Below are 25,565 nucleotides of genomic sequence, written 5' to 3'. Positions count from 1 at the left end.
TCCCCAGCGTGTTGATGGCCACGATGGGCCATCGTCCCGCCACCGGCAAGCGGCGGCAGGATGAACGGTCAATCCAGGGCGACGGGCGTCAAAGCCTTGACGACCCGCACCTTCCCACCCCGGCCGGCGCGATCCCCATCGCACCGGCCCGGGCTCAGGCCAGCACCTGGTAGCAGGGCTGGTATTCGCCGGAGATCTTCATCCGGCGCTGCTCGACGAAAGCGCGCAGCAACGCGTCCAGCGCCTGCATCATGTCCGGGTCGCCATGGATCTGGAACGGTCCGAACTGTTCGATGCGACGCATGCCGTCTTCCTTCACGTTGCCGGCGACGATGCCCGAGAACGCGCGGCGCAGGTCGGCCGCCAGCGCATGCGGCGCACGCCCGTGGTGCAGGTCCAATGCGGCCATCGCCTCGTGGGTGGGCACGAACGGCTGCTGGTACTCCCACGGAATCTCGATCGACCAGTTGAAGAAGAACGAGTCCTTCTGCGCCAGGCGGTGCTCGCGCACGCGCTTGATGCCATTGGCCATCTTCTTCGCCACCGCCACCGGGTCGCCGATGATGATCTCGTAGCGCTCGGCGGCCGCGTCACCCAGGGTCAGGCGGATGAAGCGGTCGATCTGCTCGAAGTACGGCGCCGCCACGGTCGGTCCGGTCAGGATCAGCGGGAACGGCAGGTCCTTGTTTTCCTCGCGCAGCAGGATGCCGAGCAGGTACAGGATCTCCTCGGCGGTCCCGACGCCACCGGCGAACACAATGATGCCGTGGCCGATGCGGACGAAGGCCTCCAGGCGCTTCTCGATGTCCGGCATGATCACCAGGTGGTTGACGATCGGGTTCGGCGACTCGGCGGCGATGATGCCCGGCTCGGTCAGGCCGATGTAGCGCGTCACGGTACGGCGCTGCTTGGCATGTGCGATCGTGGCACCCTTCATCGGACCCTTCATCGCGCCCGGGCCGCAGCCGGTGCAGATGTCCAGGCCGCGCAGGCCCAGTTCATAGCCCACCTGCTTGGTGTACAGATACTCGTCGCGCGAGATCGAGTGGCCGCCCCAGCACACCACCAGGTTCGGGTCACCCGGGTTGAGGATGCGCGCATTGCGCAGCAGGCCGAACACCGCGTTGGTGATGCCCTCGGACGACTCCAGCTCGGCCGCGTAGGCAGGGCCCATCTCGATGGCCATGTAGGCCAGGTCACGCACCACGGCGAACAGCAGTTCGGCAACACCGCGGATGATCTCGCCATCGACGAAGGCCATGGCCGGTGCGTTGACCAGGTCGATGCGCACGCCGCGATCCTGCTGCGCCACCTGGATGTCGAAATCGGGATACAGATCGCGCGCCGCGCGAGGATCGTCAGAGGCACTGCCGCTGGTCAGCACGGCCAGCGCGCAGCGGCGCAGCAGCTCGTGCATGCCGCCGGCAGAGGCATCGCGCAAGCGGGCCACTTCGGCCCGCGACAGCACATCCAGCCCACCGCGCGGGTAGATCCGCGCGTCCTGCACTGGCAGTGCGCGGGCTGATTTTTCGTTCGTGGTCATGTCCAATTTTTTGCTTCCTTCAAGGTTTCCGACTGTACTGCCGCCCCCTTAAAAAGCAAAACGGCCGGGAAGCCCGACCGTTGGATGTGTGCTCCCCGCGTTCGCCTTTCCGGGACCGCATCGGCGGCGTTGGCACCGCGCACATTTCTGGATGCTACGCCGATGCAGAGTGGCCTGCAAGGACTTTCGCCTGAACGGAAAACGGCCGGGTTTCCCCGGCCGTTTCCGTTTACATCATCAAGCTCTGACGGATCAGAACTTGTACTTCACAGTCAGCTGCATGGACCAACGCGACACGGCAGTGTTGCCCTTGTCATTGTTGTTTTCCTGGATCGAGGAATCATCCGCACCGGTGAACGAGTACACATACTTCCCGGTGGCCGGATCGATACCTGCGAAGTTGCCCACGCGGCGGGTTGCATAGAAGCCGTAGTCGTCAATGAGGCCCCACTTCTTGTTCAGCAGGTTGCCGACATTCATGATGTCCAGGGCGACTTCACCCTTGTGACCCTTCACGAAGCCTGGGAATTCCTGGCTGATACGAACGTCGAAGCTGTTGACCCACTTGGCGCGGTGCGAGTTGGCCGGGACCACGCTGCCACGGTAGGCCTCGAGTTCCGGGTTCTGCGCCAGCCAATCGAAGAACTTCTTCTCCATCGTTGCGCCGCCAGTGAACAGCACGTCGCCCACACCCTTAGGCACGTAGAACAGATCGTTGCCGATGGCGCTGTCGCCGTTGGCATCGTTGTAGAACACGTAGCTGTACGGACGGCCCGAGCGACCTTCGTAGAAGAGGCCGATACGGGTAGCGTTGTCACCGAAGAAGTTGTGCTTCCACTCCAGGGTGCCGGTGATACGGTCCTTGATTGCATAGCGCGAGTTGTACGCGATGTTCTCGTTGGCGTTCAGGATCTGGGTGTTGTTCCAGTTCGAGGTGTTCTGCGAGCTGGTCAGCGGGCTAACTTCCTTCGACTGGGTGTAGGTGTAACCCAGCGACCAGCCCCAGTTCTCGGTCAGCGGCTTGGCCAGCGAGAAGGTAGCCTGGCTGCCACGACCCTTGTCGGTGTTGCGCAGCAACATCACGTCACCGATGTTGTTCGGACGGTTGGCGCGGTTCAGCGCGCCGTTGGTGCCGTTCTCCATGCCCAGGTTGTCGCCGGAACGGCTGTCGATCTTGCTGTTGGCCTGATTCAGACCTGCCGGGTTCCAGTACAGCTCACGACCGTCCTGCGCCGAAACGAAGGTCGCACCCTTGCCCTTGCCGTCCGTCAGGTCCAGACGTTCGAAGTACAGACCATCCTTGACCTTGGTGAACAGCACTTCAGCCGACGCCACGATGCCGTACCACGGCAGCTCATGGTCGAACGCCAGGTTGGCCTTCCACACCGACGGCAGGCGGGTGCCCGGAGCGATAATGTCCACGTTCTGGCGAGCAATGATCTTCGACGGATCCGGAATGAACGGATTGTCGGCATCAGCACTGAAACCACCCGGGTTGCCACTGACGTTGTACTCGACGTAGTTCAGACCGGTGTTCTGGTAGGCACCTGCCAGCCACACGTTCGGTGCTGCACCGCCGAACAAGCCAACGCCACCGCGCAGCTGGGTCGGACGATCGCTGTCGAAGGTGTAGTTGAAGCCAACACGCGGCTGGAACAGGCTCTTGTCCACCAGTTTGGTGTTGTCGTAGCCGTAGCGCGACTGGATGTCGGTGTTGTACTTGTTCTGGCTGGTGAAGTCCGGGATATCAAGACGGACACCAAACATCAGGCTCAGGTTGTAGTTGATCGCCCAGGTATCCTGGATGAACAGGCCAGTGTTCTTCAGATGGAACTTGGCCGGAATATCATCCAAGCTGCCACCCGGACGCGGCACGCGCAGCTGGTAGCCGTTGGCGGTACCCTTCAGGAACGACGCCAAGTCGCGGAAGTCGTACGCGCCGTACAGATTACGGCCGTAGAAGTTCATCAGGTTATTGTCGGTGTAATCGAAACCGAACTTGACGGTGTGGTCACCGATGTACCAGGTACCGGCACCGAAGGCGCTAAGTTCCTTCGACTCGACCAGATTGGTGTGAGTGTTCTGCTCGGTGCCCAGGTACAGCGAGTTGTTGCCGAAGCGCACGCGCATCTGCGGCAGGTGCGAAGCCGCGACACGATTGGACGAGTAGTCCTTGTGCGAAACCTTGAACTCGGTCGAGAAGTTCTCGGACCAGTCACTGAACAGTTCACCCATCCAGGTTTCGTACTGGGTCGGCTGGGTGTACCAGAAGTCACTCAGCGACAGCGCGCTGCTGCTGACCTGCGGGAAGCGGACGACGTCCTGCTTCATCTTGTTGTAGCGCAAGGCCGCACGGTGGTTCTCGTTGATGTTCCAGTCGAGCTTGACGGCGTACTCTTCGATCGTCGTCTTGTTGTTCAGACCGTCAACGCCGCCGACCGGATAGCCCAGATCACTCATGCGCTTCTGGACTGCCGAGATGTCGGCGTCACTGATGCCGCCCTTGGACGGATCCTTGTTGTACGGGCTGTCACTCAGGCTCACGCCGCCGCCGCTACGCTCGTACTTTTCATAGTTGGTGAAGAAGAACAGCTTGTCCTTGAGGATCGGACCGCCGAACGTCATGCCGTAGGTCTTCTCGTCCTTGAAACCATTGAAGTCCGACTTGTCACCTTCCAGGCGCGAACGGACCATGTCCTTGTCGCGGTACGAGCCGTACACGGTGCCGTGGAACTCATTGGTACCCGACTTGGTCACGGCGTTGATCACCGCACCGGTACCGCCGGCGATGGTGGTGTCGTAGTTGGCCAGGTCGATGTTGATTTCCTGGATGGCATCCATCGACACCGGCTGACGCTCGGTCGGCAGGTTGTTGGAGCCCAGGCCGAACGGATCGGAGGCGCTGATGCCGTCGATGCGGATGGCGTTGTAGCGGGTGTTCTGGCCACCGGCCGAGATCGCGCCGTCAGCCTTGCTGACCTGCGAGATGCGCGGGTCCAGGCGGATGTAGTCCTGGATGTTGCGGTTGGCCGACGGCAGCGCGTCCATCGTTTCGCGCGTCACGTTGCTGCCGGTGCCCATCTTGTTGGCGCTAAACAGGTCCAGGCCGCCGGCGGTCGCAACAACGTTCACCGCGTCCAGGTTGGTCGCAGCCAGGTCACCGCCCAGGTTGGCGTTGACGGTGTTGACCTGGTTCAGGTTCAGGTAGACACCCTCTTCGGTCTTGGTGCCTTCACCGGACTTGGTGATGGTGATGGTGTACGGACCACCCACGCGCAGGCCGCGCGCGTTGTATCGACCCGACGCATCGGTGGTGGCACGCGAAACGGTGCCCGACTCGGTGTGGGTGATGGTGACTTCAGCGCCGGCGACAGGCTGGCCTGCGGCGGACATCACCTGGCCGCCGACACCGGCAGAGGTGCTCTGGGCGAAGGCGGGAGCGGCGGCGAGCGCAGCCACGAGACCAAGGGTGAGCTTGGACATCCGGAGTGGGTGGGTCATTTTTCGGTAGCCTCGATGCGAGTTGGCGATGGCGGAAAAAAAGCGCATCCAAACAGCCCTGCGGGTGGCTGGTCGGAGATTTATCTGGGGTTCCCTACCGCTTGGCTGAAGGCAGCCACAACGGTTAACACTAGATTAACACGCTACGCCATCAATGTGACGGTTGTGCGACAAACGGCACCGGATCGCAACGCAATCGTGACGGGATCTTCACTCCGCCTTTCCCCCGGCCTCATTCCGGCAGGGGCGCCTCACTGGCGTCGAGAATCCGGCCCCGCCAGGCAAGCCCAGCGCTGGACAGCAGGGTCACGGCCGCCGCAGCGGCGGCCTCCGGGCCCCGGGCGGCCGGGTCCTGGTCGACGGAATAGGCCCTGGCGCGCAGCGCCGTGCGCAGGGGGCCCGGATACAGGCCGCTGACCCGCACCGGGCTGCGGCCGAGTTCGTCATGCAGGCTGGTGATCAGCCCGCGCAGGCCATGCTGGGCCACACCGTATCCCCCCCAATAGGCCTGCCCCACCCGTTCGGAGGCATCGACCGCAAACACCAGGGCCGCGTCCTCGCGCTGCCGCAGCAGCGGCAGACAGGCCTGGGCCAGCCACGCCGGGGCAGTGAGCGTGACATGCACCGCACGGGCGAAACTGGCCGGGTCGGCCAGTTCGAACGGGGTCAATCCGGGGAAATGGGCGGCACAGACCAGCACTCCATCCAGGCGCCCCAGCTCGCGCTGCAGGGCCTGGGCCAGTTCGGCATAGTCGTCGGGGCCCGCACCCTCCAGATCCAGCGGATACAGCAGCGGTTCCGGGCCGACGGCCTGGACCTGGGCGTAGACACGGTCCAGGCGGCGCGGCTTGCGGCCCAGCAGGACCACGGTGGCCCCGGCGGCGGCGGCGGCAACGGCCGCCGCACTGCCCAGCCCACCGCCGGCGCCGGCAACCAGCACCACGCGATCCTGCAACGGGCGGCCATCGAGCGCCCCGTTGGTCGGTGACGTCGATGGCCAGGCACTCATCCCTGGGTCGCCTCTTCGACGATGCGCTTGAGCTCGCCGGCTTCAAACAGTTCCAGGACGATGTCGCAGCCGCCGATCAGCTCTCCATTGATGAACAGCTGCGGGAAGGTCGGCAGGTTGGAGAACCGCGGCAGGTTGGCGCGGATCTCGGGTTCTTCCAGCACGTTGACGGTGCGCAGGGTGACCGCGCCGGCAGCCATCAACGCCTGTACGGCGCGGCTGGAGAAACCGCACATCGGGTATTGCGGGGTGCCCTTCATGAACAGCACGAGCGGGTAACGATCGACCTCGGCCTGGATTTGCTGCATTACCGCCACAACCTCACTCCTTGCTTCGCCGGACAAACCGACCGCGGTGGTCGGCTAGACTGCCCACGGTAGCCGCCATTGTAAGCGGATGGAACCGGCTGCCGCCGCCCCTCTGGCCACGAACCTGTCCATGCCTGTCGAATTGCCTGCCCTGCCCTACCTTTCCGGCTCCCTGCAGCCGCACCTGTCCGCACAGACCCTGGAGCTGCACCACGGCCGCCACCATCGCGCCTACGTGGATGCGGTCAATGCCGGCATCCTCGGCACCGAGTGGGAAGACGCGCCACTGGAAGAGATCGTCCGCCAGGCCCAGGGCAAGCTGTTCGATGCGGCCGCCCAGGCGTGGAACCACGGTTTCTACTGGCAGTGCCTGCGGCCCCGTGGCGGTGGCGAACCGCAGGGCCGCCTGGGCGAGCTGGTGAAGCGCCAGTTCGGCGACGTGCAGCGCCTGCGCGAGGAATTCAACCGCACCGCGCTGGGCCTGTTCGGCTCCGGCTGGGTGTGGCTGGTGCAGCATCCGGGCGGACAGCTGGGCATCCAGGCGACCCGCAATGCCGGCACGCCGCTGACGGGTGAAAGTACGCCGCTGCTGTGCTGCGATGTCTGGGAGCACGCCTACTACACCGACTACCAGAATGACCGCGCGCGTTATCTGGATGCGTTCTGGCAGATGGTCAACTGGGAATTCGCTGAGAGCCAGCTACGCTGAGGCAACGGCTCCGCCCCGGGGTAGTGCCGGCCGTTGGCCGGCATCCCCATCGGTGTACAAGAGATGGCGAATCTGCCGGCCAGCGGCCGGCACTACCGGAAAGCAGAGCGTGGCTTCACGCGTTCTCGTGCGCGGCCACCGCATCCATCACCCGCGCCGAGTACACCAGCGCCGCACCGGCATTGAGCGACACCGCCACACCCAGCGCCTCGGCGATTTCCTCGCGGTTGGCACCGTGCTTCAGCGCGGCATCCACGTGCACGGTGATGCAGCCGTCGCAGCGGGTGGTCACCGCCACCGCCAACGCGATCAGCTCGCGGGTCTTCGCATCGAGGTGGTTGGTCTGCGCGCCAGCGTTGGCCAGGGTGGCGTAGCCCTTGACCGTATACGGTGAGAGCTTGCCGATCTCACCGATACGGCCCTTCAGTTCCTTGCGGTAGGCATTCCAGTCGAGCATGGGGGTGACTCCTGTGAAAGGAGCTCCACGCTACCACCGGGAATGTTGCGCCGATGCCTGCACCGGCGCTTCACAGCGTTGCACTGCCGGCCAGCGGCCGGCACTACCGGACTCAGCGATTGCGCAGCGCGTGCACCGCCGGCGCCACCTGGGCCTGGCGATCCAGCTCCAGTCCGACCTGCTCCAGCGCATCGGCCAGCGCGGCAGCATCGTCATCGCGCAACGTGGCATGGCCGACCTTGCGGCCTTCGCGCGGCTCCTTGCCATAGTCGTGCCAATGGCCGCTGGCCTGGCCCAGCACCGGTGCCGGGTCCGGCATCGCGCCCAGCCAGTTCAGCATGCAGGCGTGGCCGAGCATGCGGGTGCTGCCCAGCGGCAGGCCCAGCACGGCACGCAGATGGTTCTCGAACTGCGAGGTCTCGCTGCCTTCGATGGTCCAGTGGCCGGAGTTGTGCACGCGCGGCGCCATCTCGTTGGCCAGCAACTCGCCATCGCGGCAGAACAGCTCCAGCGCGAACACGCCGACGTACTGCAGGTGCTCGGCGACACGGCGGGCATAGCCGATCGCGGCCTGCTGCTCGGCATCGGACAGCACAGCCGGTGCCACGCTGGCCGACAGCACGCCGTCGACATGCCAGTTGCCGGTGACCGGCCAGGCTTCGAAGCTGCCATCGCGGCCACGCACGGCGACCACGCTGACCTCGCGCTGGAACGCTACGAAGCCTTCCAGGATCAGGCCGGTACGCTCGACCTGCGCGCCCAGTGCATCCCACGCGGCGTCGATGTCGGCCTCGCTGCGCAGGCGGAACTGGCCCTTGCCGTCATAACCAAGGCGGCGGGTCTTGAGGATGCAAGGCAGGCCAAACTCAGCCGCCTTCGCAGCCAGCTCGTCACGGCTGCGGATATCAGCGAAGGCCGGCAGCGGGATGCCCAACTGCTGGAACAGGGTCTTCTCGCTCAACCGGTCCTGGGCCACCGCCAGCGCGGCCGGCGGCGGATAGACCGGCACGCGGTCGGCCAGGAACTGCGCGCTGTCTGCGGGCACGTTCTCGAAATCGAAAGTGACCACATCGACCTTGGCGGCGAAGTCCACCAGCGCGTGGCGGTCATCGAAGGCACCGACGGTGAGCGGCGCCAGCGGGCCACTGCAGGCGTCGGCCGCCGGGTCGTACAGCTGGAAGCGCAGTCCCAGCGGCGCACCGGCCAGGACCATCATGCGGGCGAGCTGGCCGCCGCCCAGGATGCCGACGGTCTGGCTCATTGGCGCGGATCGTCGTGGGCCATCACGTCTTCGGTCTGGCGTGCACGGAAGGCGTCGAGCGCCTGGCCGATCGCCGGCTGGTCGCTGGCCAGCATCGCAGCAGCGAACAGCGCCGCGTTGGACGCGCCGGCATTGCCGATGGCGAAGGTGGCAACCGGAATGCCGGCCGGCATCTGCACGATCGACAGCAGCGAATCCATGCCGTTGAGGGCCTTGGACTGCACCGGCACGCCCAGCACCGGCACGGCGGTCTTGGCGGCGATCATGCCCGGAAGGTGCGCGGCCCCGCCGGCACCGGCGATGATCGCGCGCAGGCCACGCGGGCCCGCCTTCTCGGCGTAACTGAACAACACATCCGGCGTCCGATGCGCGGACACCACCTTCACTTCGAACGGAACACCCAGGGCTTCAAGCTTCTGGGCGGCGTGCTGCATGGTTTCCCAGTCGGAACGGGAACCCATGACGATGCCGACAAGCGGCGCGATCGGATTGGGGGTCATTGGCCGTCACCTGCCTTAAAGACGTATTCTAGCCATCTTCCACGCAAGACGAAGAACCATGGATCGCAAGCTGCTCGACCTGCTGGTGTCGCCGGACACCCGCCAGCCCCTGTCCCTGCTGGATGGCAAGGGCCTGGAAACCCTCAACAAGGCCATTTCCGTCGGCGCGGTGAACAAGGCCGATGGCAACCCGCTGGCGCAGCCGCTGCGCGAAGCCCTGGTCACCCGCGACCGCAAGCAGGTGTTCCGCGTTGACGACGGCATCCCGGTGCTGCTGGCCGAGGAAGCCATCCCGACCGCCCAGATCGCCGACTTCCCGGCCGCATGAGCGCGCTGCCGACGCCGGATGCGGCCGTTGTCGCCGCCGATGTCGCGCGGGCGCTGGCCGAGGACCTGGGCAGCGGCGACGTCACCGCCGCCCTGCTGCCCGACCAGGCCGACAGCGCTTACCTGCTGTGCAAGCAGGACGGGGTGATTGCCGGCCGTCCGTGGTTCGACGCCACCCACCGCGCACTCGACCCGGACGTGCGCATCGAATGGCGTGTCTCCGAAGGTGACGCGGTCACCGCAGGCACCGTGCTGGCCCTGCTGCACGGGCGCAGCCGCAGCCTGGTCAGCGCCGAGCGCACCTCGCTGAACTTCCTGCAGACGCTGTCTGGCACCGCCACCACCACTGCCCGCTACGTGGCGGCGGTGGCCGGTACCGGCACGCGCATCCTCGACACCCGCAAGACTCTGCCTGGCCTGCGCCTGGCGCAGAAGTACGCAGTGCGCTGTGGCGGCGGCGACAACCACCGCTTCGGCCTCTATGACACGGTGATGCTGAAGGAAAACCACATCCGTGCCGCCGGTTCGCTGGCCGCGGCGGTGGCCGCCGCGCGCCGGCAATGGCCCGCGCTGCCGCTGGTGGTCGAGGTCGAGGACCTGGCCCAGCTGCGCCAGGCGCTGGAAGCCGGTTGCGAGCGCATCCTGCTGGATGACTTCAGCCCCGACCTGCGCCGCGAGGCAGTGCGCATCACGGCCGGCCGCATTCCGCTGGAAGTGTCAGGCAGCGTGGGCCTGGGCGGCCTGCGTTCGATCGCCGAGGACGGCGTTGACTGCATCTCCATCGGTGGACTGACCAAGCACGTGCAGGCCATCGATCTGTCGCTGAAGCTGGGCCCGCCGCCGGGTTGAGGCCTGGCGTGGGGGTCGATCCGTTGTCCATGGGGAAAGGGATCTGACCCCGTTCTCACACCCGGCGTTCACGACAGCGCTGCGACGCTGAGGTATCCCCCACAGGAGCCGCGCATGCGCCGGATGCTTTTGCCTGCCTGCCTGCTGCTGGCCGCGGCACCGTTGTCCGCAGCGGCCGCCGAAGCCTGCGATGTTCCGCCCCGCTTCGGCCTGAGTCCGTTGGCGGTGGCCATCCGCAACACCGCCTGCAATGAGCACCGGCTCTGGTACCGGCCCTTCATCGATCGTGAAGGCCGTGCCGCCAGCCTCAGCGTCACCGAGGCCGAAAGCGATCACCTGGCAGACAATGGCCTGATCGCCTGGCAGCGGGTGGCAGGCTACTGGCGCAACAGCGGCACGCTCAATGCAATGGGCAGCATCGCGGGCGCCAGCAGCTGCCTGGCGCCGTTGGGCACGCGCTACACCGACAGCGACTGCCGCGCCTTCCTGATCGACAACCCGTGGTCGGCCGCGTTCATTTCCTGGGTGATGGTGCAGTCCGGCGTTCCTGGCTTCAATACGTCGCCACGCCACATCGACTACATCCGTGCCGCCTACCAGGGCGGCCCCTCGGGCGTGCCGTACCGGCTGGTCGACCCGGCCACGGCCAAACCCGCACCGGGCGACCTGCTGTGCTTCCTGCGCGACCGCAGCACCACGCTCAGCTACAGCGGGCTGGTGCAGGCACTGGGCAATGGCTCGGTGGGCCACTGGAAATCGCATTGCGAAGTGGTGGTGGCGGCCAACCTCGGCGGCGACCAGACCCTGTACCTGGTCGGTGGCAACGTGATGAACACCGTGGCGATGCGGTTGCTGCAGCTGGATCGTACGGGGCTGATCAAGCTGCCTCCGGCACGCGAACGCAACAGCACCGGCATCGACCCCGGCTGCACACCAGGTCGCGAGGACGAATGCAGCTTCAACCGGCAGGACTGGGCAGCGCTGCTGCAGCTGACTGCAACCTCACCGCTGGTGATGCCCTCGCCCACTGCAACGCCGATGCAGCCCACTCCGGCACCGCAACCGGTCATCGTGCCAACGCAGCCGATGTCCAGCGAACCGCAGCCGCGGCGGTGAGTGCAGCGCTTGATCCCGCGCGCGTTCGCCGCCATCTTTGCGGGATCGACCCCTGACGGCTGACGCCATGCCAACCCTGCTGCTGTTGCTGATTGCCGGCGGAATCATCTATTTCTTCTGGAACGCGGCGCGTTCGGCCGCCGAGCGCGCGGTCGAACTGGGGCGCAATGCCTGCCGTGCTGCCGACGTGCAATGGCTGGATCAAGCGGTGCACGCCACCGGCCTGCGCCTGTCGCGCGGCGAAGATGGCCGGCTCGGCTTCGAACGTACCTTCAAGTTCGAGTATTCCTACGACGGCATCGATCGCCACGTGGGCCGCATGGTGCTGCGCGGCGACCAGCTGATCTCATTCACTGGTCCGGGCGCGGCGCGGATCAGCCAGATCCGCGCGGATGTGGACGATGCCGAGGATGTGTAAGGGCTGAAGGCGTGCCGACCAACGGTCGGCACCCACCGTTACCTGGTTACTTGACCACGCGCAGGTTCGGGCGCCCCTTCGGCGGCGGGCTGGCTGGCGGCGTATCGTCCGGCGGCGTGCCTTCCTCGTGCAGCAGCTCATCGCTGGTCGGAGCGGTCTCGTTGCCCGGGATGTCATCCGGTAGCGCCATGCCCTGCCCGGTCTCGCGGGCGTAGACGGCCAGCACGGCGCTGATCGGCACCTGCACCGGGTAGCTGGTACCGGAGAAGCGCGCCGAGAAGCTCACCATCTCGTTGTCGATCATCAGCCGCACGACAGCACGTTCGGCGATGTTGAGCACGACCCGGCCATCCTTGACCGCCGAAGGCGGGACCTGCACGCCGGGAACGCCGGCGTCGACCAGGATGTGCGGGGTCAGCTGGTTGTCGTTGATCCATTCCACCAGCGCCCGCAGCAGGTACGGGCGGTGGCTGGTCATGTGGAAGAAGTCTTCGGTCATGCGTGAAGTGTACGCGCCCGGCGCCCCGCCGGGGCGGATCACCTGCACGCCGGTCGGCGTGCAGACGGGTAACGCAGGCCCGGATCAGACCGGCAGATCGCGCAGCTTCTTTTCCTGATCGGTCAGGCTGCGGACGAAACCGGGGTGGCGGAAGATGCGGTTGCCGTAGTCCTCGATCGCCTTGCCGTCCTTCGGCAGCGGTACGTCCAGCGACTGCAGGCGCCAGATGATCGGCGCCATCGCGCAGTCGGCCAGGCTCATTTCCGGGTTGAGGAAGAACTTGCTGGCCTTGAACAGCGGCAGCGAGGCGGTCAGCAGCTCCTTCAGGCGCTTGCGGCCAGCCTCGGCCTGGGTCTTGTTGCCGAGCTGGATGGCCTGCACCTGTGGCACCCAGTCGTGCTCGATGCGCAGCATCGCCAGGCGGATGCGCGCACGCGAGAGCGGATCGACCGGCATCAGCGGCGGATGCGGATAACGTTCGTCCAGGTACTCGCTGACCACTGATGCGGCGTACAGCACCAGCTCGCGTTCGACCAGGGTCGGCACCGAGTGATACGGATTGAGGTCGATCAGGTCTTCAGGCGGGTTCTGTGGATCGACCGGAACGAAGTCGAAGGTCACACCCTTGGCCGCCAGGACCAGGCGTACACGGTGGCACAGTACATCGTCGTTCGAGGAAAACAGCGTCAGTGTATTGCGCATGCGTACGCTCGCCGCCATCAAAGGCTCTCCCACGACAGGAGACCGCCTGCCGCATCGGCGCCGCCGGCACCGTGCCGGCGGTCGACTCCTCCCCGAGTGTGCAACCGACCATCACAAAAGCCAATAGGCCCGTGCGATGGCCGGCGGCAGATTCAGTGAACGTCCTTCCAGTATTCCTTCTTCAGCAGGTACAGCAGGAAGGTGAGCAGGGCCAGGAACAGGATCACCCACACGCCCAGCTGCTGGCGCTTGAGCGCGGCCGGTTCACCGGCGTACTCGAGGAAGTTGGTGATGTCCCGCACCGCCTGGTCGTACTGGCCGGCATCGACCGACCCGGGCGTTTCGATCTTCAGGCCAGTCACCGGCGGGTCCATGCCGGGCGCTTCCGCCTTGCCATGGACCGCATGCTGCAGGCCCTGCATCTCCCACAGCGGGTTGGGCATGGAGGCATTGGCGAACAGCGCGTTGTTCCAGCCCAGCGGCCGGCTGCTGTCCAGGTAGAACGACTTGAGGTACGTGTAGACCCAGTCACTGCCCCGCACGCGCGCGATCAGGCTGAGGTCGGGCGGCATCTTGCCGAACCACTTCTCCGCGTTCTCCTTGGGCATCGCCACCGGGATCGGGTCGCCGATCGCCGAACCGGTGAAGTTGAGGTTGTTCATCACCTCTTCCTCGGTCAGGCCCAGGTCCTGCGCCATCCGCGAATAGCGCAGGTACTTCAGCGCGTGGCAGCCGGAGCAGTAGTTCATGTACAGCTGCGCGCCGCGCTGCAGCGAAGCGCGGTCGCCCAGATCGTTGCCGGCCTGCAGCAGCTTGGTGCCACCTTCGGCGGCGGAGGCCAGGAAACTGCCCAGCATCAGGGTGGCCGTCAGGGCCAACCGGACCATCCAGCGATCAGTCATGGGTGGTCACCCTCTCCGGTACCGGCTTGGTCTTGTCCAACCGTGTCCATAGCGGCATGGTGATGAAGAACGCGAAGTACAGGAAGGTCAGCACCCGCCCGATGTAGGTCTCGTGCACGTCGGTGCCCGGGCCGGAACCAATCACGCCCAGCCACACGAAGCACACCGCCAGCACGCCCAGCATCACCTTCGAGATCCAGCCGCGGTAGCGCACCGACTTCACCCTGGCCTTGTCCAGCCACGGCACCAGGAACAGGATCGCAATGGCCGAGAACATCACCAGCACGCCACCGAGCTTGTTCGGCACCACGCGCAACATCGCGTAGTAAGGCGTGTAGTACCAGACCGGCTTGATGTGTTCCGGGGTCACCAGGCGGTTGGCCTCGGTGAAGTTGTCGTGCTCCAGGAACAGGCCGCCGAAACCGGGCGCGAAGAAGATGATGAAGGCGGCGATGATCAGCAGGAAACCGGCGCCGACGCCATCCTTGAGCGTGTAGTACGGGTGGAACGGAATGCCATCGGCCGGCGCGTTCGGCGACCAGCGGTTGCCCTTCGGCCCCTTCTTGATCTCCACGCCATCGGGGTTGTTCGAACCCACTTCGTGCAGCGCGCCCAGGTGCAGTACCACCAGCAGCAACAGCACCAGCGGCAGGGCGATGACATGCAGCGCGAAGAAGCGGTTGAGCGTGGCGTCACTGGGCAGGTAATCGCCCATGATCCATTCGGTCAGGCCGTTGCCGATCACCGGTATCGCGCCGAACAGCGAGATGATCACCTTGGCGCCCCAGAACGACATCTGGCCCCACGGCAGCACGTAGCCCATGAAGGCTTCGGCCATCAACACCAGGTAGATCAGCATGCCGAGGATCCACACCAGCTCGCGCGGCTTCTGGTAACTGCCGTACAGCAGGCCACGGAACATGTGCAGGTAGACCACGATGAAGAACAGCGAGGCACCGGTGGAGTGCATGTAGCGGATCAGCCAGCCCCACTCCACATCGCGCATGATGTATTCGATGGAGCCGAACGCCTCGGCGGCGCTGGTCTTGTAGTGCATCGTCAGGAAGATGCCGGTGACGATCTGGTTGACCAGCACCAGCAGCGCCAGCGAACCGAAGTAGTACCAGATGTTGAAGTTCTTCGGCGCGTAGTACTCGCTGACGTGCTTCCGGTAGACCGGCATCAGGCCGGGCGCGCGGGCGTTGACCCAGTCGGCCACGCCGCTGGCAGTACGGCTGAGGATATTGGCCATCAGGCAGCCCCCTGCGGATCGACACCGATGATGATGGTGTTGTCGTCCTGGTAATGGTGCGCGGGCACCTTCAGGTTGATCGGCGCCGGCACGTCCTTGAAGACGCGTCCGGACATGTCGAAGCGCGACTTGTGGCACGGGCAGAAGTAGCCGCCCTTCCACTGCGGATCGTAGGGCTCAGGCCGGATCTCGGCGACCATTTCCGGCGAGCAGCCCAGGTGCGTGCACAGGCCGACCAGTACGGAGATATCCGGCTTGATCGAGCGCAGTTCGGGGTTCTGCTTCAGCACGTAGTCCGGCTGCTGATCCTTCTCGCCGGACTCGGGGTCCTTGAGACGGCCGTCCAGCCCGTGCAGCGCATCGAGGATGGCCTTGGACCGCTTGACGATCCAGATCGGCTGGCCACGCCATTCCACGATCAGGCGTTGGCCTTCCTGCAGGGCGCTGATGTCGGCCACCACCGGTGCGCCGGCAAGCTTGGCGCGGGCACTGGGGTTCCAGGATTTGATGAAAGGAACTGCGGTGAATCCGACGCCGACGGCGCCCACCACGGCTGTGGTGGCAGAAAGAAAACGCCGACGTCCGGTGTTGACTGGATCGTGTACCCCATCGTTGGCCATCCGGCACTCCGATATTGATTAGGTAGCTTTAAGGCTGCCAGCGGATCCGGTGGGGGCCAGAGCCGCATTGAATCACGGTCGAGTGTAGCGGAACCGTCGCGCGCCACACAACGCATTGCAACAACATTGATTGCGGGGTTGCCGGCCAGCGGCCGGCACTACCTTTCAAAGGAGTGCCGACCAACGGTCGACACCTACCGTTCAAGGAGTACCGGCCAACGGTCGGCACCTACTGGTGACTCAGGGCGGTGCGGTAACGCTCGGCCAGCTGCCCGACCCGGCGCACGTAGTACTGGGTTTCGCTGTAGGGCGGCACGCCACCGTGGCGGTCGACCGCACCTTCGCCAGCGTTGTAGCCGGCTGCGGCAAGGGTCAGGTCGCCATTGAAGCGTTTCAGCAACCACGCAAGATACTGCACGCCGCCACGGATGTTCTGCCCGGCGTCATAGGAATCGCTTACGCCGAAGCGCGCGGCGGTCGGCGGCATCAGCTGCATCAGGCCCTGCGCGCCAGCACGGCTGAGCGCGGTCGGGTTGTAGGCCGACTCGGCATGGATGATGGCGCGCACCACCGCCTCCTCCACGCCGAACTCGCGCGCGGCCGAGGTGATCTCGGCCTGGAAGGCCGAGGTGTTCAGTCGCACGGTGCCGAAGTCCACGCGTGGATTGACCCCGCAGGCATAGCAGCGCTCCATGAAGCTGTAGCGGATGGTCCGGACCGGGCCGAGGTTGGCCACCTGTGTCGGGCGCGCACTGGTGTAGTGGCGCACGCCATCCTTCATGAAGGAATACACCTGGCCACTGACCATGCGCCCGCTGCGCGAGGCGACCGGCTGTGCGGGACCGGATGCCGGCACGGACGCAGGCGCGACCGTTGCCGGCGCTGCGGCACTCGCAGCAACGGCCACCGGGTTGCGTTCGATGCTGGCCACCGTGGTGGGTGCCGGCCTGGGCGCGGCCACCACCGGTCGAGGTGCCGGGCGGGTGTCACGGGTGTAGCTGATGGTGCTGCAGCGCGCGCCGGCCACCCGCTTGCTCACATAACTGGTGACGCCGTCAGCGCCCTGGCACTTGTACAGGGTTCCAGCGCTGGCCGGCGCAGCGGTCAGCGCAGCGATGATGATCGCCGTTGTCCCCAGTATCCCCTTCATGGCGGCGAGTGTCCCAGCTTCGCCGGGGCTTGCCAAGCGACGTGGCTCAGCCTGTGACCGGCGGCACAGCCAGCAGCTGGCCGAGGCCCGCCAGGCGCTGTGCCAGTTCGTCGCGCAGGCCCGGCGGGGTGGTCCAAAGCGCCACGGGCAGGCGGTCCAGGCTGAGAATCTGCGCCAGCATCATGCCGCGGCTCTCGGCGCCCATGCGCAGCAGGCAGTGGTCTGGGCCATCCGCTTCCAGTACTCCACACCACGGCGGGATGCGGCCTTCCAGCTCGGAATGGCTGCCGGACAGGCGGAGGATGGCCTGCAGCGCGAACGGCGCCTGGCTGACCGCCTGCCGCACCATCACATCGGGCGGCGCCGGGGTGCGCCGGTGCAGGCCCGGCCCGGCGCACTCACGTACGGCGCCCATGCGGTCCACGCGCAGGGTGCGCCAGTCCTGCCGCCCCAGGTCCCAGGCAAGCAGATACCAGCGTCGCCCGTAATTGACCAGGTGCTGGGCCTCAACCTCGCGCTGGGTGACGGCTTCCTGCGCGCTGCGGTATTCGAAGGCCAGCCGTGACGCCTGTCGGCAGTGCTGGGCCAGCCGCCCGAGCAGGCGTGCGTCGGTGGACGGAAGGTCGGACAGGGTGGCCGTCGCTGCATGCACCTCGCCGGCCTGCTGGCGACGACGGGTCGGCACCAGCGGATCGAGCTTGGACAACAGGCCACGCGCGGTGTCGTCGATCCCGGCAACGGTGGCCGAGGCCGCGCGCAGGGCGATGGCCAGGGTGGTCGCCTCCTCCTCGTCCAGCAGCATCGGCAGCACCGGGGCCCCGGCCCCCAACTGGTAGCCGCCGCCGACCCCGGACGAGGCCTGCACCGGATAGCCCAGCTCGCGCAGGCGCTCGATATCACGGCGGATGCTGCGCCGGTCCACGCCCATGCGCTCGGCGAGCTCGGCCCCGGACCACTGGCGGCGGGCCTGCAGCAGGGCGATCAGGCGCAGCAGACGATGGGCGGTATGGCGCATGAAGGATCGAGGACAGAAGTCGTCCGCAATAGTGCCCCAGGATGGCCTCCAGTTCACCACCCACCGCAAGGAGCAATGCCATGAATTCACGCCAGATCACCCTGTACCACGCCGCCCGTTCCCGCTCGAGCGGCGCCGTGGCCCTGCTCGAAGCGCTGGGTGCCGACTACCGCATGCAGGTGCTGGACCTGAAAGCCGGCGCCAACCTGGCCCCGGCCTACCTGGCCATCAACCCGATGGGCAAGGTGCCGGCCATCGTCCACAACGGCGCACTGGTGACCGAGCAGGTGGCGATCTATCTGTACCTGGCCGACCTGTATCCGGAAGCCGGGCTGGCACCGCCGATCGGCGACGCCCTGCGCGGCCCCTACCTGCGCTGGATGGCCTTCTATGGCGCCTGTTTCGAGCCGGCGATGATCGACAAGGCGATGCACCGCGAGCCGCCGCCGCGCCTGATGTCGCCGTACAACGATGCCGAGACCGTGCTGCAGGTGGTCGAGGCCCAGCTGGCGCAGGGCCCGTACCTGCTGGGCGAGGTCATGAGCGCCGCCGACGTGCTGTGGGGCAATGCACTGGCGTGGACCACGGCCTTTGGCCTGGTACAGCCGGCGCCGGCCACGGCTGACTACATCGCACGGATGAGCGCGATGACCGCGTTCGACCGTTCGCGGCAGATCGATGCGGAGCTGGCGGCGGCGTAAGGGCGCCCGCCGGGCACCGCCCGGCGCTACCGGGGCCGGCGGGATGCGGGTAGCGCGGGGCCGTGCCCCGCGAGCGCACAGCGCGGCGTACGCGCCGGGATGCAGGTAGAATTGCCGGCTTTCCCGCCACCCGAATGGATTAAGCGCCATGACCGGGACGCCAGACGTCTTTCCGCCCGCCCCGCCGGGCGGTGCCCCGCTCGTTGCCCTGCCCGCCGGTCCGCGCAAGCCCGACCAGGTGAAAGGCAAGCTGTACATCAAGACCCACGGTTGCCAGATGAACGAGTACGACTCGGCCAAGATGGCCGACGTGCTCGCCGCCAGCGATGGCCTGGAACTGACCGATACCCCGGAAGACGCCGACGTCATCCTGGTCAACACCTGTTCCATCCGCGAGAAGGCGCAGGAGAAGGTGTTCAGCCAGCTGGGCGTCTGGAAGGGCCTGAAGAACAAGGGCCGCGAGGTCATCATCGGCGTGGGCGGCTGCGTTGCCTCGCAGGAAGGCGAGGCGATCATCAAGCGTGCGCCGTTCGTGGACCTTGTGTTCGGCCCGCAGACCCTGCACCGGCTGCCGGAGCTGATCCGCGCCCGACGCGAGCAGAAGCGCCCGCAGGTGGACATCAGCTTCCCCGAGATCGAGAAGTTCGACCGTCTGCCGGAACCGCGTGCCGAAGGCGCTTCGGCGTTCGTGTCGATCATGGAAGGCTGCTCGAAGTACTGCTCGTTCTGCGTGGTGCCCTACACCCGCGGCACCGAAGTCAGCCGCCCGTTCGAGGACGTGGTGGTGGAAGTGGCGCAGCTGGCCGCGCAGGGCGTGCGCGAAATCAACCTGCTCGGGCAGAACGTCAATGCCTATCGCGGCCCCTATGGAGATGGCGAGTTCGCCGATCTCGGCCTGCTGATCCGGACCATCGCCGAGATCGACGGCGTCGGCCGCATCCGCTTCACCACCTCGCACCCGCTGGAGTTCAGCGACTCGCTGATCGATGCGTTCCGCGACGTGCCGAAGCTGGCCAACTTCCTGCACCTGCCGGTGCAGGCCGGCAGCGATCGCGTACTGTCGGCGATGAAGCGCGGCTATACCGCGCTGGAATTCAAGTCGAAGATCCGCAAGCTGCGCGCGGTGCGCCCGGACATCTCGATCAGCTCGGACTTCATCGTCGGCTTCCCCGGCGAAACCGATGCCGATTTCGAGAAGACCATGAAGCTGATCGAGGACATCGGCTTCGACCACAGCTTCTCCTTCATCTATTCGCGCCGCCCGGGGACCCCGGCGGCCGACCTGGAGGACACGATCAGCGATGCCGAGAAGCACGCGCGCCTGTCGCGCCTGCAGGAGCGCATCAATGCGCACGCCGCCGGCATCTCCGAGAAGATGGTCGGCACCGTGCAGACCGTGCTGGTGGAAGGCCCTTCGCGCAAGAACCCGAACGAACTGACCGGCAAGACCGAGAACATGCGTTCGGTGAACTTCCCGGCGCCGGCGCGGCTGATCGGCCAGTTCGTGGATGTGGTGATCACCGAGGCGCTGACCAATTCGCTGCGCGCGCGCGTGGTGGCGGAATAAGGTGCGCCGACCAACGGTCGGCACCCACCGGAGTTGATGCCGACCAACGGTCGGCACCCACCGAATTGATGCCGACCAACGGTCGGCACCCACCGGAGTTGATGCCGGCCAACGGTCGGCACCCACCGAATTGATGCCGACCAACGGTCGGCACCTACCAGGGTGGATGCCGACCGTTGGTCGGCATGCCTCAATCCAAACGCTTGCGGAAACGCAGGATCGCCAGGGTCATCATCACCGCGATGAAGGCCAGCAGCGCCAGCGCGTCGTGCCACAGCTCCCACAGCGAGGCGCCGCGCAGCATGATGCCGCGCACCAGGCGCAGGAAGTGGGTCAGCGGCAGTACTTCGGCCAGCCATTGCACCGGCCGCGGCATGCCCGCGAACGGGAACATGAAGCCCGACAGCAGGATCGACGGCAGGAACAGGAACAGGGTCATCTGCATCGCCTGGAACTGCGAGCGCGCGCGCGTGGAAATCAGCAGCCCCAGTGCGAGGTTGGCCAGCACCAGCAGCACCGCGGCCAGGTAGATATCGAGCAGGCTGCCGCGGATCGGCACCTGGAACAGCCAGGTGCCCAGCACCAGCACCAGCGTGGTCTGCAGCAGGCCGATGGCTGCATAGGGCAGCACCTTACCAACCATCAGTTCGCTGCGCGACACCGGCGTGGCGATCAGCAGCTCCATGTTGCCGCGCTCGCGTTCACGCACCACCGCCACCGCCGTGAACATCACCAGGGTCATGGTCAGGATCACCCCGATCAGGCCTGGCACGATGTTAACCGCCGAACGCCGCTGCGGGTTGTAGAAGCTGGTCACGCTGATTGGACCACCGGCGATGCTGCCTTCGCGCAGCGGCCGCGTGTTGCTGGTCGGTCGCGTCTCCAGCGGCACCTGCGCCAGCTGGATCGCCGCGCTCTGCACCACGGTGTCGCTGCCATCAACCAGCACCTGCACCGCCTCGCGTCCATCGAAGCGACGGCGCTCGAAGTCGGCCGGCACCACGATGCCGACACTGATCTCGCCACGGCGCAGCGCCTGCGTCAACTGGTCGGGCGTATAGGCTTCGCTGCGCGGCGTGATCACGCCGGTGGCGACCATGTCCTGCACCAGCGCGCGTGACGCCGCACTGTTGGCCTGGTCGGCGACACCGGCGTCGAGGTGGCGCAGGTTGAGATTGATCGCGTAGCCGAACAGCAGCAGCTGCATCACCGGAATGCCGACGATCATCGCCAGCGTGATGCGGTCGCGGCGCAGCTGGCGCAATTCCTTGAGCATGATCGCCCACAGCCGGCGCAGGTTCATGCCGCTGGCTCCCGGCCACGGCCGCGGGTGGCGGCGACGAAGACGTCTTCCAGGTTCGGCGCCACCGCCTCGATGCGGGCCTGCGGATCGGCGCTGGCCAGCGCGCGCCGCAACGCTGGCGCATCGGCGGCCCCCTCGCTGCACAGCACGCGCAGCTGCGTGCCGATCTGTGCCACGCTCAGCACGCCGGGCAGCTCAGACAATGCGCGGCTGGCCTGCCGCGGCTGCGCCGACGTGACCTGCAGCGTGCGGCCGTCCAGCTGTGCACACAGTTCGGCCGGCGTGCCATCGGCGACCAGTGCGCCTCGATCGAGGATCGCCAGCCGGTGGCAGCGCTCGGCTTCGTCCATGTAGTGGGTCGATACCAGCACGGTGGTACCGGCGTCGGCAAGTTCAAACAGGGCCTCCCAGAAATCGCGGCGTGACTCCGGGTCGACCGCGCTGGTCGGCTCGTCCAGGAACAACAGCTCGGGCGCGTGCACGACGGCGCCAGCCAGCGCCAAGCGTTGCTTCTGGCCACCACTGAGGGTGCCGGCCAGCTGCGGCTGCCGGTCCAGGAGACGGTACTGCTGCAGCAGTTCGTCGACCCGCTGCCGGGCCTGCGTACGCGGCAGGTCCTGGATGGCGGCGAGGAATTCCAGGTTCTCGCGCACCGAAAGGTCTTCATACAACGAGAAACGCTGGGTCATGTAGCCGATGCGCCGGCGCAGTGCCTCGGCCTGCTCCGGCACGGCCAGGCCGAGCACCTCGATCTGGCCGGCGCTCGGTTCCAGCAGGCCGCACAGCATGCGGATGGTGGTCGACTTGCCCGACCCGTTCGGGCCCAGGAAGCCATAGACCTGGCCACGCGGCACGGTCAGGTCGACATTGTCCACGGCCAGCAGATCGCCGAAGCGGCGGGTCAGGCCCTGGGCATGCACCGCGATGTCGTTGCCGGTGTTCAGAAGCTCACCTGCACCGGCATTCCCGCCGGCAGCTTCTGCATGTCGGAGGGAGCGTCCACTTCGATCTCGGCGAGGTAGCTCAGGCGCGCGACGTCGTCACCGGTCAGTGCGTAGTACGGAGTAAATGAAGGCTCGCTGCGGATCGAGCGCACATGCCCCTTCAACGCAGCGCCTTGCCCTTCCAGATGCACCTGCGCGACCTGCCCGACCTTGACCTGCAACCGCAATGGCTGCGGCAGGTACACGCGCGCATAGGGGCGCTCGCCGACCAGCATCACCGCCAGCGGCGCGCCGACCGGCGCCTGGTCGCCCTGCCGGTAAGGCAAGGCATCGACCACGCCGTCGCGCGGCGCACGCAATTGCAGCTTCTGCAGGTTCACGGCCTGCACTGCCTGTTGCGCCTGCGCGGCATCGGCGGCGGCCTGGCCCTGGGCGATATCCTGCACACGGCTGCCGTGCACCCGCTCCAGCCAGGCCTGCTCGGCAGCACGCACGCTGGCCTCGGCATTGCCGGCGGCGGCACGTGCACGATCCAGCTCAGCGGCGGCAATCAAGCGCTGCTGTGCCAACGGCTGGACCCGCCGGTAATAGGCACTTGCTTCGGCAGCCTGTGCGCGCAGCGCGGCCAGTTGCGCCTGGGCCTGCGCGATCTGCTCCTGGCGTGGGCCGATCTTCAGTTCTTCCAGCTGCGCCTGCGCACGCGCTGTATCAGCCTGCGCTGCGGCGAACTGCGCGTCGCCGCGGGCCGGGTCGAGCTGCATCAGCACGGCGCCGGCCTTGACCTGCTGTCCCTCGCGCACCTCCACCGTGGCGATCACTTCGGCCGCCGGCGCCGGCACCGTGATCCGGTCCCACTCCAGCGTGCCCAGTGCAGTCGGTGTTGACTGCACACACCCGGCCAGCAGGCCGATGCCCGCCAGTCCGATTCCTCGCATCCCGTTGCCGATGCCCATGCCATCCCCTCCTGCGACGGCGACACGGTGCCATGTGCCCCGTGCACCCTCAATGATTCCGATCAGCCCTGGCGGTTTTTTCGCCACGCGCCGGCACGCCTTTTGCTGCAAGGCTCCGCACCACCTATCCACAGGTTGATTCGGCATCATTCCACAACCGTTGTGGAAATCCGCCAGCGCCCAGCTTTGTTGCTCGCCCGGCAACGAAACCTGCACTGTCGTCACGATGAATGCCCCCGTGCAGGCCCCCGCGGCAGTGCTGCCGAAGCGACGAGCGACCATGACGTTTTTTTCACCAGGACCTCATGGGCCTTGTGGCACAAGCATTGCGAAGGTCTATCCACAGGTTTTCGCGCCCCCCGTCCACACCGGGTGTGGAAAACGCTGTATCGACCGTCTGCTGGCCGTGTGCCCCGCACGCGCGCTACCCTTGTCTCCCCTGAATACACTGCGGTGGAAGGCGTCCGCCCCACCCGAAGCAATGAAAAGCATCGAGCATCGAGACTTCACCCTGTCGCCGGAAGACAACGAACGGCTGGCCAACCTGTGTGGCCCGTTCGACGGGCACCTGCGGCAGATCGAACTGAAACTCGGCGTGGAAATCGCCAACCGTGGCTTCGTGTTCCGCATCAGCGGGCCGAAGGAAGCCATCGTCGAGGCGCAGAAGCTGGTTGAAGCGCTGTACGCCGAAGCCGGCGAAACCACCTTCGACAACCACGCCATCCACCTGCGCCTGGCGCAGGCCAATGTCGAGCAGATCGCCGAACGCTCCTACGAAGCGCAGGAGGTGGCGATCAAGGTCAAGCGCGGCACGGTACGCGGGCGCGGTGCCAACCAGGCCCGCTACCTGCACCAGATCGCAACCCACGACATCAACTTCGGCATCGGGCCGGCCGGCACCGGCAAGACCTTCCTGGCCGTGGCCAGCGCAGTCGAAGCGCTGAACGAATCGCGGGTGCAGCGGCTGATCCTGGTCCGTCCCGCGGTGGAAGCCGGCGAGAAGCTGGGCTTCCTGCCCGGCGACCTGAGCCAGAAGGTCGATCCCTATCTGCGACCGCTGTACGACGCCCTGTACGAGATGATGGGCGTGGAAAAGGTGGTCAAGCTGCTGGAAAGGAACGTCATCGAGATCGCGCCGCTGGCCTATATGCGCGGCCGCACGCTCAACGATGCGTTCGTGATCCTGGACGAAGCACAGAACACCACCATCGAGCAGATGAAGATGTTCCTGACCCGCCTCGGCTACGGCTCCACCGCGGTGGTCACCGGTGACCTGACCCAGACCGACCTGCCCAAGCACGTGAAGTCGGGCCTGCGCGACGCCATCGATGTGCTGCGCGACGTGGAGGGTGTCAGCTTCACCTTCTTCGAATCCCGCGACGTGGTCCGCCACCCGCTGGTGGCGCGCATCGTCAGCGCCTACGACCGCCGCGACCTGCATCAGATCCAACCTGGAGCAACTCCATGACCCGTGGTCCCGTGCGACTGGACGTCGCCGTCAGTTATGCCCTGCCACGTGCCGGCCTGCCGGCGGCAGTGAGCTTCCGCAAGTGGGTGGCTGCCGCGCTGAAGGGCCGCATCCGCGAGGCCGACCTGGCCATCCGCGTGGTCGACGCCAAGGAAGGCCAGTCGTTGAACCGCCACTACCGTGGCAAGGACTACGCCACCAACGTGCTCAGCTTCCCGGCCGAAGTGCCCGAAGGCCTGCCCAAGGGCGTCAAGTTCCCGCTGCTCGGCGATCTGGTGATCTGTGCACCTGTCGTAGCGCGGGAGGCCGACGAACAGGGCAAGGCGCTCAACGCCCACTACGCGCACCTGACCGTGCACGGCGTGCTGCACCTGCTCGGCTGGGACCACGAGGACGACAAGGAAGCCGAAGCGATGGAACAGCTGGAACGGGAGATCCTGGCCGAGCTGGGCATCGACGACCCCTACGCGGGCGAGCGCTGACACCGGGCC

Annotated in this window: 26 protein-coding genes; 9 read left to right on the top strand and 17 right to left on the bottom strand. The window is 66.3% G+C overall.

The annotated features are described in order from the left end of the window. Window positions 1–154: 154 nt before the first annotated feature. The 4 genes from ppnN to grxD all read right to left on the bottom strand — a co-directional run bounded on the left by ppnN (window position 155) and on the right by grxD (window position 6,370). Window positions 155–1,543 carry a nucleotide 5'-monophosphate nucleosidase PpnN gene (ppnN, locus tag AC5P9N_RS08795; protein ID WP_005408855.1) on the bottom strand — a complete coding sequence of 463 codons (1,389 nt, stop codon included), beginning with the start codon at window positions 1,541–1,543 and terminating at the stop codon, window positions 155–157. Window positions 1,544–1,795: 252 nt separating this feature from the next. Then, window positions 1,796–5,044 (bottom strand): TonB-dependent receptor, encoded by a 3,249-nt coding sequence (locus tag AC5P9N_RS08790; protein ID WP_080101792.1) that lies wholly within the window; start codon window positions 5,042–5,044, stop codon window positions 1,796–1,798. Between the two features lie 232 nt (window positions 5,045–5,276). Then, window positions 5,277–6,053 carry an SDR family NAD(P)-dependent oxidoreductase gene (locus AC5P9N_RS08785; protein ID WP_005412811.1) on the bottom strand — a complete coding sequence of 259 codons (777 nt, stop codon included), beginning with the start codon at window positions 6,051–6,053 and terminating at the stop codon, window positions 5,277–5,279. Continuing rightward, complete coding sequence (grxD, locus tag AC5P9N_RS08780) at window positions 6,050–6,370, bottom strand: Grx4 family monothiol glutaredoxin (protein ID WP_005408852.1); 321 nt, start codon at window positions 6,368–6,370, stop codon at window positions 6,050–6,052. The genes AC5P9N_RS08785 and grxD overlap by 4 nt, the downstream gene beginning before the upstream one ends. A 121-nt stretch (window positions 6,371–6,491) precedes the next feature. On the opposite strand from grxD, the gene AC5P9N_RS08775 reads away from it, so the two are divergent. Continuing rightward, entirely contained in the window at window positions 6,492–7,070 is a 579-nt protein-coding gene (locus AC5P9N_RS08775; RefSeq protein ID WP_012479673.1) for a superoxide dismutase, read from the top strand. A gap of 115 nt (window positions 7,071–7,185) precedes the next feature. Here the strand turns inward: AC5P9N_RS08775 and AC5P9N_RS08770 are convergent, their stop codons facing one another. From AC5P9N_RS08770 to purE, 3 genes are all read right to left on the bottom strand, one after another. Next, the gene (locus tag AC5P9N_RS08770; protein ID WP_012479672.1) at window positions 7,186–7,527 is read right to left on the bottom strand and encodes a carboxymuconolactone decarboxylase family protein; all 342 of its coding nucleotides are present in this window, start codon (window positions 7,525–7,527) and stop codon (window positions 7,186–7,188) included. Window positions 7,528–7,639: 112 nt separating this feature from the next. Continuing rightward, window positions 7,640–8,788, bottom strand: a complete 1,149-nt coding sequence (locus AC5P9N_RS08765) for a 5-(carboxyamino)imidazole ribonucleotide synthase (protein ID WP_099474843.1) — start codon at window positions 8,786–8,788, stop codon at window positions 7,640–7,642. Further along, complete coding sequence (gene purE / locus AC5P9N_RS08760; RefSeq protein WP_099484733.1) at window positions 8,785–9,288, bottom strand: 5-(carboxyamino)imidazole ribonucleotide mutase; 504 nt, start codon at window positions 9,286–9,288, stop codon at window positions 8,785–8,787. The genes AC5P9N_RS08765 and purE overlap by 4 nt, the downstream gene beginning before the upstream one ends. A gap of 58 nt (window positions 9,289–9,346) precedes the next feature. Here purE and AC5P9N_RS08755 point away from each other — a divergent pair, with 58 nt between their 5' ends. From AC5P9N_RS08755 to AC5P9N_RS08740, 4 genes are all read left to right on the top strand, one after another. Further along, on the top strand, window positions 9,347–9,616 hold the full coding sequence (locus AC5P9N_RS08755) for a Trm112 family protein (protein ID WP_099474841.1): 270 nt from the start codon (window positions 9,347–9,349) through the stop codon (window positions 9,614–9,616). Next, the gene (gene nadC / locus AC5P9N_RS08750) at window positions 9,613–10,464 is read left to right on the top strand and encodes a carboxylating nicotinate-nucleotide diphosphorylase (protein WP_005408846.1); all 852 of its coding nucleotides are present in this window, start codon (window positions 9,613–9,615) and stop codon (window positions 10,462–10,464) included. The genes AC5P9N_RS08755 and nadC overlap by 4 nt, the downstream gene beginning before the upstream one ends. Window positions 10,465–10,578: 114 nt before the next feature. Next, on the top strand, window positions 10,579–11,580 hold the full coding sequence (locus tag AC5P9N_RS08745) for a DUF2272 domain-containing protein (protein WP_012479671.1): 1,002 nt from the start codon (window positions 10,579–10,581) through the stop codon (window positions 11,578–11,580). Window positions 11,581–11,647: 67 nt separating this feature from the next. Next, complete coding sequence (locus AC5P9N_RS08740; protein WP_005408844.1) at window positions 11,648–11,998, top strand: DUF3301 domain-containing protein; 351 nt, start codon at window positions 11,648–11,650, stop codon at window positions 11,996–11,998. A gap of 46 nt (window positions 11,999–12,044) precedes the next feature. Here AC5P9N_RS08740 and AC5P9N_RS08735 read toward each other — a convergent pair whose 3' ends face one another. The 7 genes from AC5P9N_RS08735 to AC5P9N_RS08705 all read right to left on the bottom strand — a co-directional run bounded on the left by AC5P9N_RS08735 (window position 12,045) and on the right by AC5P9N_RS08705 (window position 18,138). Then, entirely contained in the window at window positions 12,045–12,497 is a 453-nt protein-coding gene (locus tag AC5P9N_RS08735; RefSeq protein WP_005412806.1) for a ClpXP protease specificity-enhancing factor, read from the bottom strand. 84 nt (window positions 12,498–12,581) lie between these two features. Next, a complete protein-coding gene (locus AC5P9N_RS08730; protein WP_005408842.1) occupies window positions 12,582–13,217 on the bottom strand; it encodes a glutathione S-transferase N-terminal domain-containing protein in 636 nt (211 codons plus the stop codon). 134 nt (window positions 13,218–13,351) lie between these two features. After that, window positions 13,352–14,101, bottom strand: a complete 750-nt coding sequence (locus AC5P9N_RS08725; protein ID WP_005408841.1) for a cytochrome c1 — start codon at window positions 14,099–14,101, stop codon at window positions 13,352–13,354. Continuing rightward, entirely contained in the window at window positions 14,094–15,353 is a 1,260-nt protein-coding gene (locus AC5P9N_RS08720; protein ID WP_005408840.1) for a cytochrome b, read from the bottom strand. Before AC5P9N_RS08720 ends, AC5P9N_RS08725 begins: the two co-directional genes overlap by 8 nt. After that, on the bottom strand, window positions 15,353–15,973 hold the full coding sequence (gene petA / locus AC5P9N_RS08715; protein ID WP_004151998.1) for a ubiquinol-cytochrome c reductase iron-sulfur subunit: 621 nt from the start codon (window positions 15,971–15,973) through the stop codon (window positions 15,353–15,355). The genes AC5P9N_RS08720 and petA overlap by 1 nt, the downstream gene beginning before the upstream one ends. 229 nt (window positions 15,974–16,202) lie before the next feature. Continuing rightward, window positions 16,203–17,123, bottom strand: a complete 921-nt coding sequence (locus AC5P9N_RS08710; RefSeq protein WP_005408839.1) for a lytic transglycosylase domain-containing protein — start codon at window positions 17,121–17,123, stop codon at window positions 16,203–16,205. 46 nt (window positions 17,124–17,169) lie between these two features. Continuing rightward, on the bottom strand, window positions 17,170–18,138 hold the full coding sequence (locus AC5P9N_RS08705; RefSeq protein WP_033834738.1) for a helix-turn-helix transcriptional regulator: 969 nt from the start codon (window positions 18,136–18,138) through the stop codon (window positions 17,170–17,172). A gap of 80 nt (window positions 18,139–18,218) precedes the next feature. Here AC5P9N_RS08705 and AC5P9N_RS08700 point away from each other — a divergent pair, with 80 nt between their 5' ends. Then, the gene (locus AC5P9N_RS08700) at window positions 18,219–18,839 is read left to right on the top strand and encodes a glutathione S-transferase family protein (protein ID WP_005408837.1); all 621 of its coding nucleotides are present in this window, start codon (window positions 18,219–18,221) and stop codon (window positions 18,837–18,839) included. Between the two features lie 148 nt (window positions 18,840–18,987). Then, window positions 18,988–20,406, top strand: coding sequence for a tRNA (N6-isopentenyl adenosine(37)-C2)-methylthiotransferase MiaB (miaB, locus tag AC5P9N_RS08695; protein ID WP_099474839.1), 1,419 nt, complete (start codon window positions 18,988–18,990; stop codon window positions 20,404–20,406). Between the two features lie 190 nt (window positions 20,407–20,596). Here the strand turns inward: miaB and AC5P9N_RS08690 are convergent, their stop codons facing one another. From AC5P9N_RS08690 to AC5P9N_RS08680, 3 genes are read right to left on the bottom strand one after another with little or no spacing between them, the layout of a single operon-like run. Further along, complete coding sequence (locus AC5P9N_RS08690) at window positions 20,597–21,709, bottom strand: ABC transporter permease (protein WP_099484734.1); 1,113 nt, start codon at window positions 21,707–21,709, stop codon at window positions 20,597–20,599. After that, entirely contained in the window at window positions 21,706–22,629 is a 924-nt protein-coding gene (locus AC5P9N_RS08685) for an ABC transporter ATP-binding protein (RefSeq protein ID WP_005408834.1), read from the bottom strand. The genes AC5P9N_RS08690 and AC5P9N_RS08685 overlap by 4 nt, the downstream gene beginning before the upstream one ends. Before the next feature lie 20 nt (window positions 22,630–22,649). After that, window positions 22,650–23,606, bottom strand: coding sequence for an HlyD family secretion protein (locus tag AC5P9N_RS08680; protein WP_059033876.1), 957 nt, complete (start codon window positions 23,604–23,606; stop codon window positions 22,650–22,652). Between the two features lie 481 nt (window positions 23,607–24,087). Between AC5P9N_RS08680 and AC5P9N_RS08675 the strand changes: the two genes are divergently transcribed. After that, window positions 24,088–25,074 (top strand): PhoH family protein, encoded by a 987-nt coding sequence (locus tag AC5P9N_RS08675; RefSeq protein WP_005408832.1) that lies wholly within the window; start codon window positions 24,088–24,090, stop codon window positions 25,072–25,074. After that, the gene (gene ybeY / locus AC5P9N_RS08670; RefSeq protein ID WP_005408831.1) at window positions 25,071–25,556 is read left to right on the top strand and encodes an rRNA maturation RNase YbeY; all 486 of its coding nucleotides are present in this window, start codon (window positions 25,071–25,073) and stop codon (window positions 25,554–25,556) included. The genes AC5P9N_RS08675 and ybeY overlap by 4 nt, the downstream gene beginning before the upstream one ends. The last annotated feature ends 9 nt before the right edge of the window (window positions 25,557–25,565 follow it).

The organism is Stenotrophomonas sp. YJH_SMC_6 (genome assembly GCF_059371335.1).
This window is presented reverse-complemented; position numbering and strand designations above follow the sequence as displayed.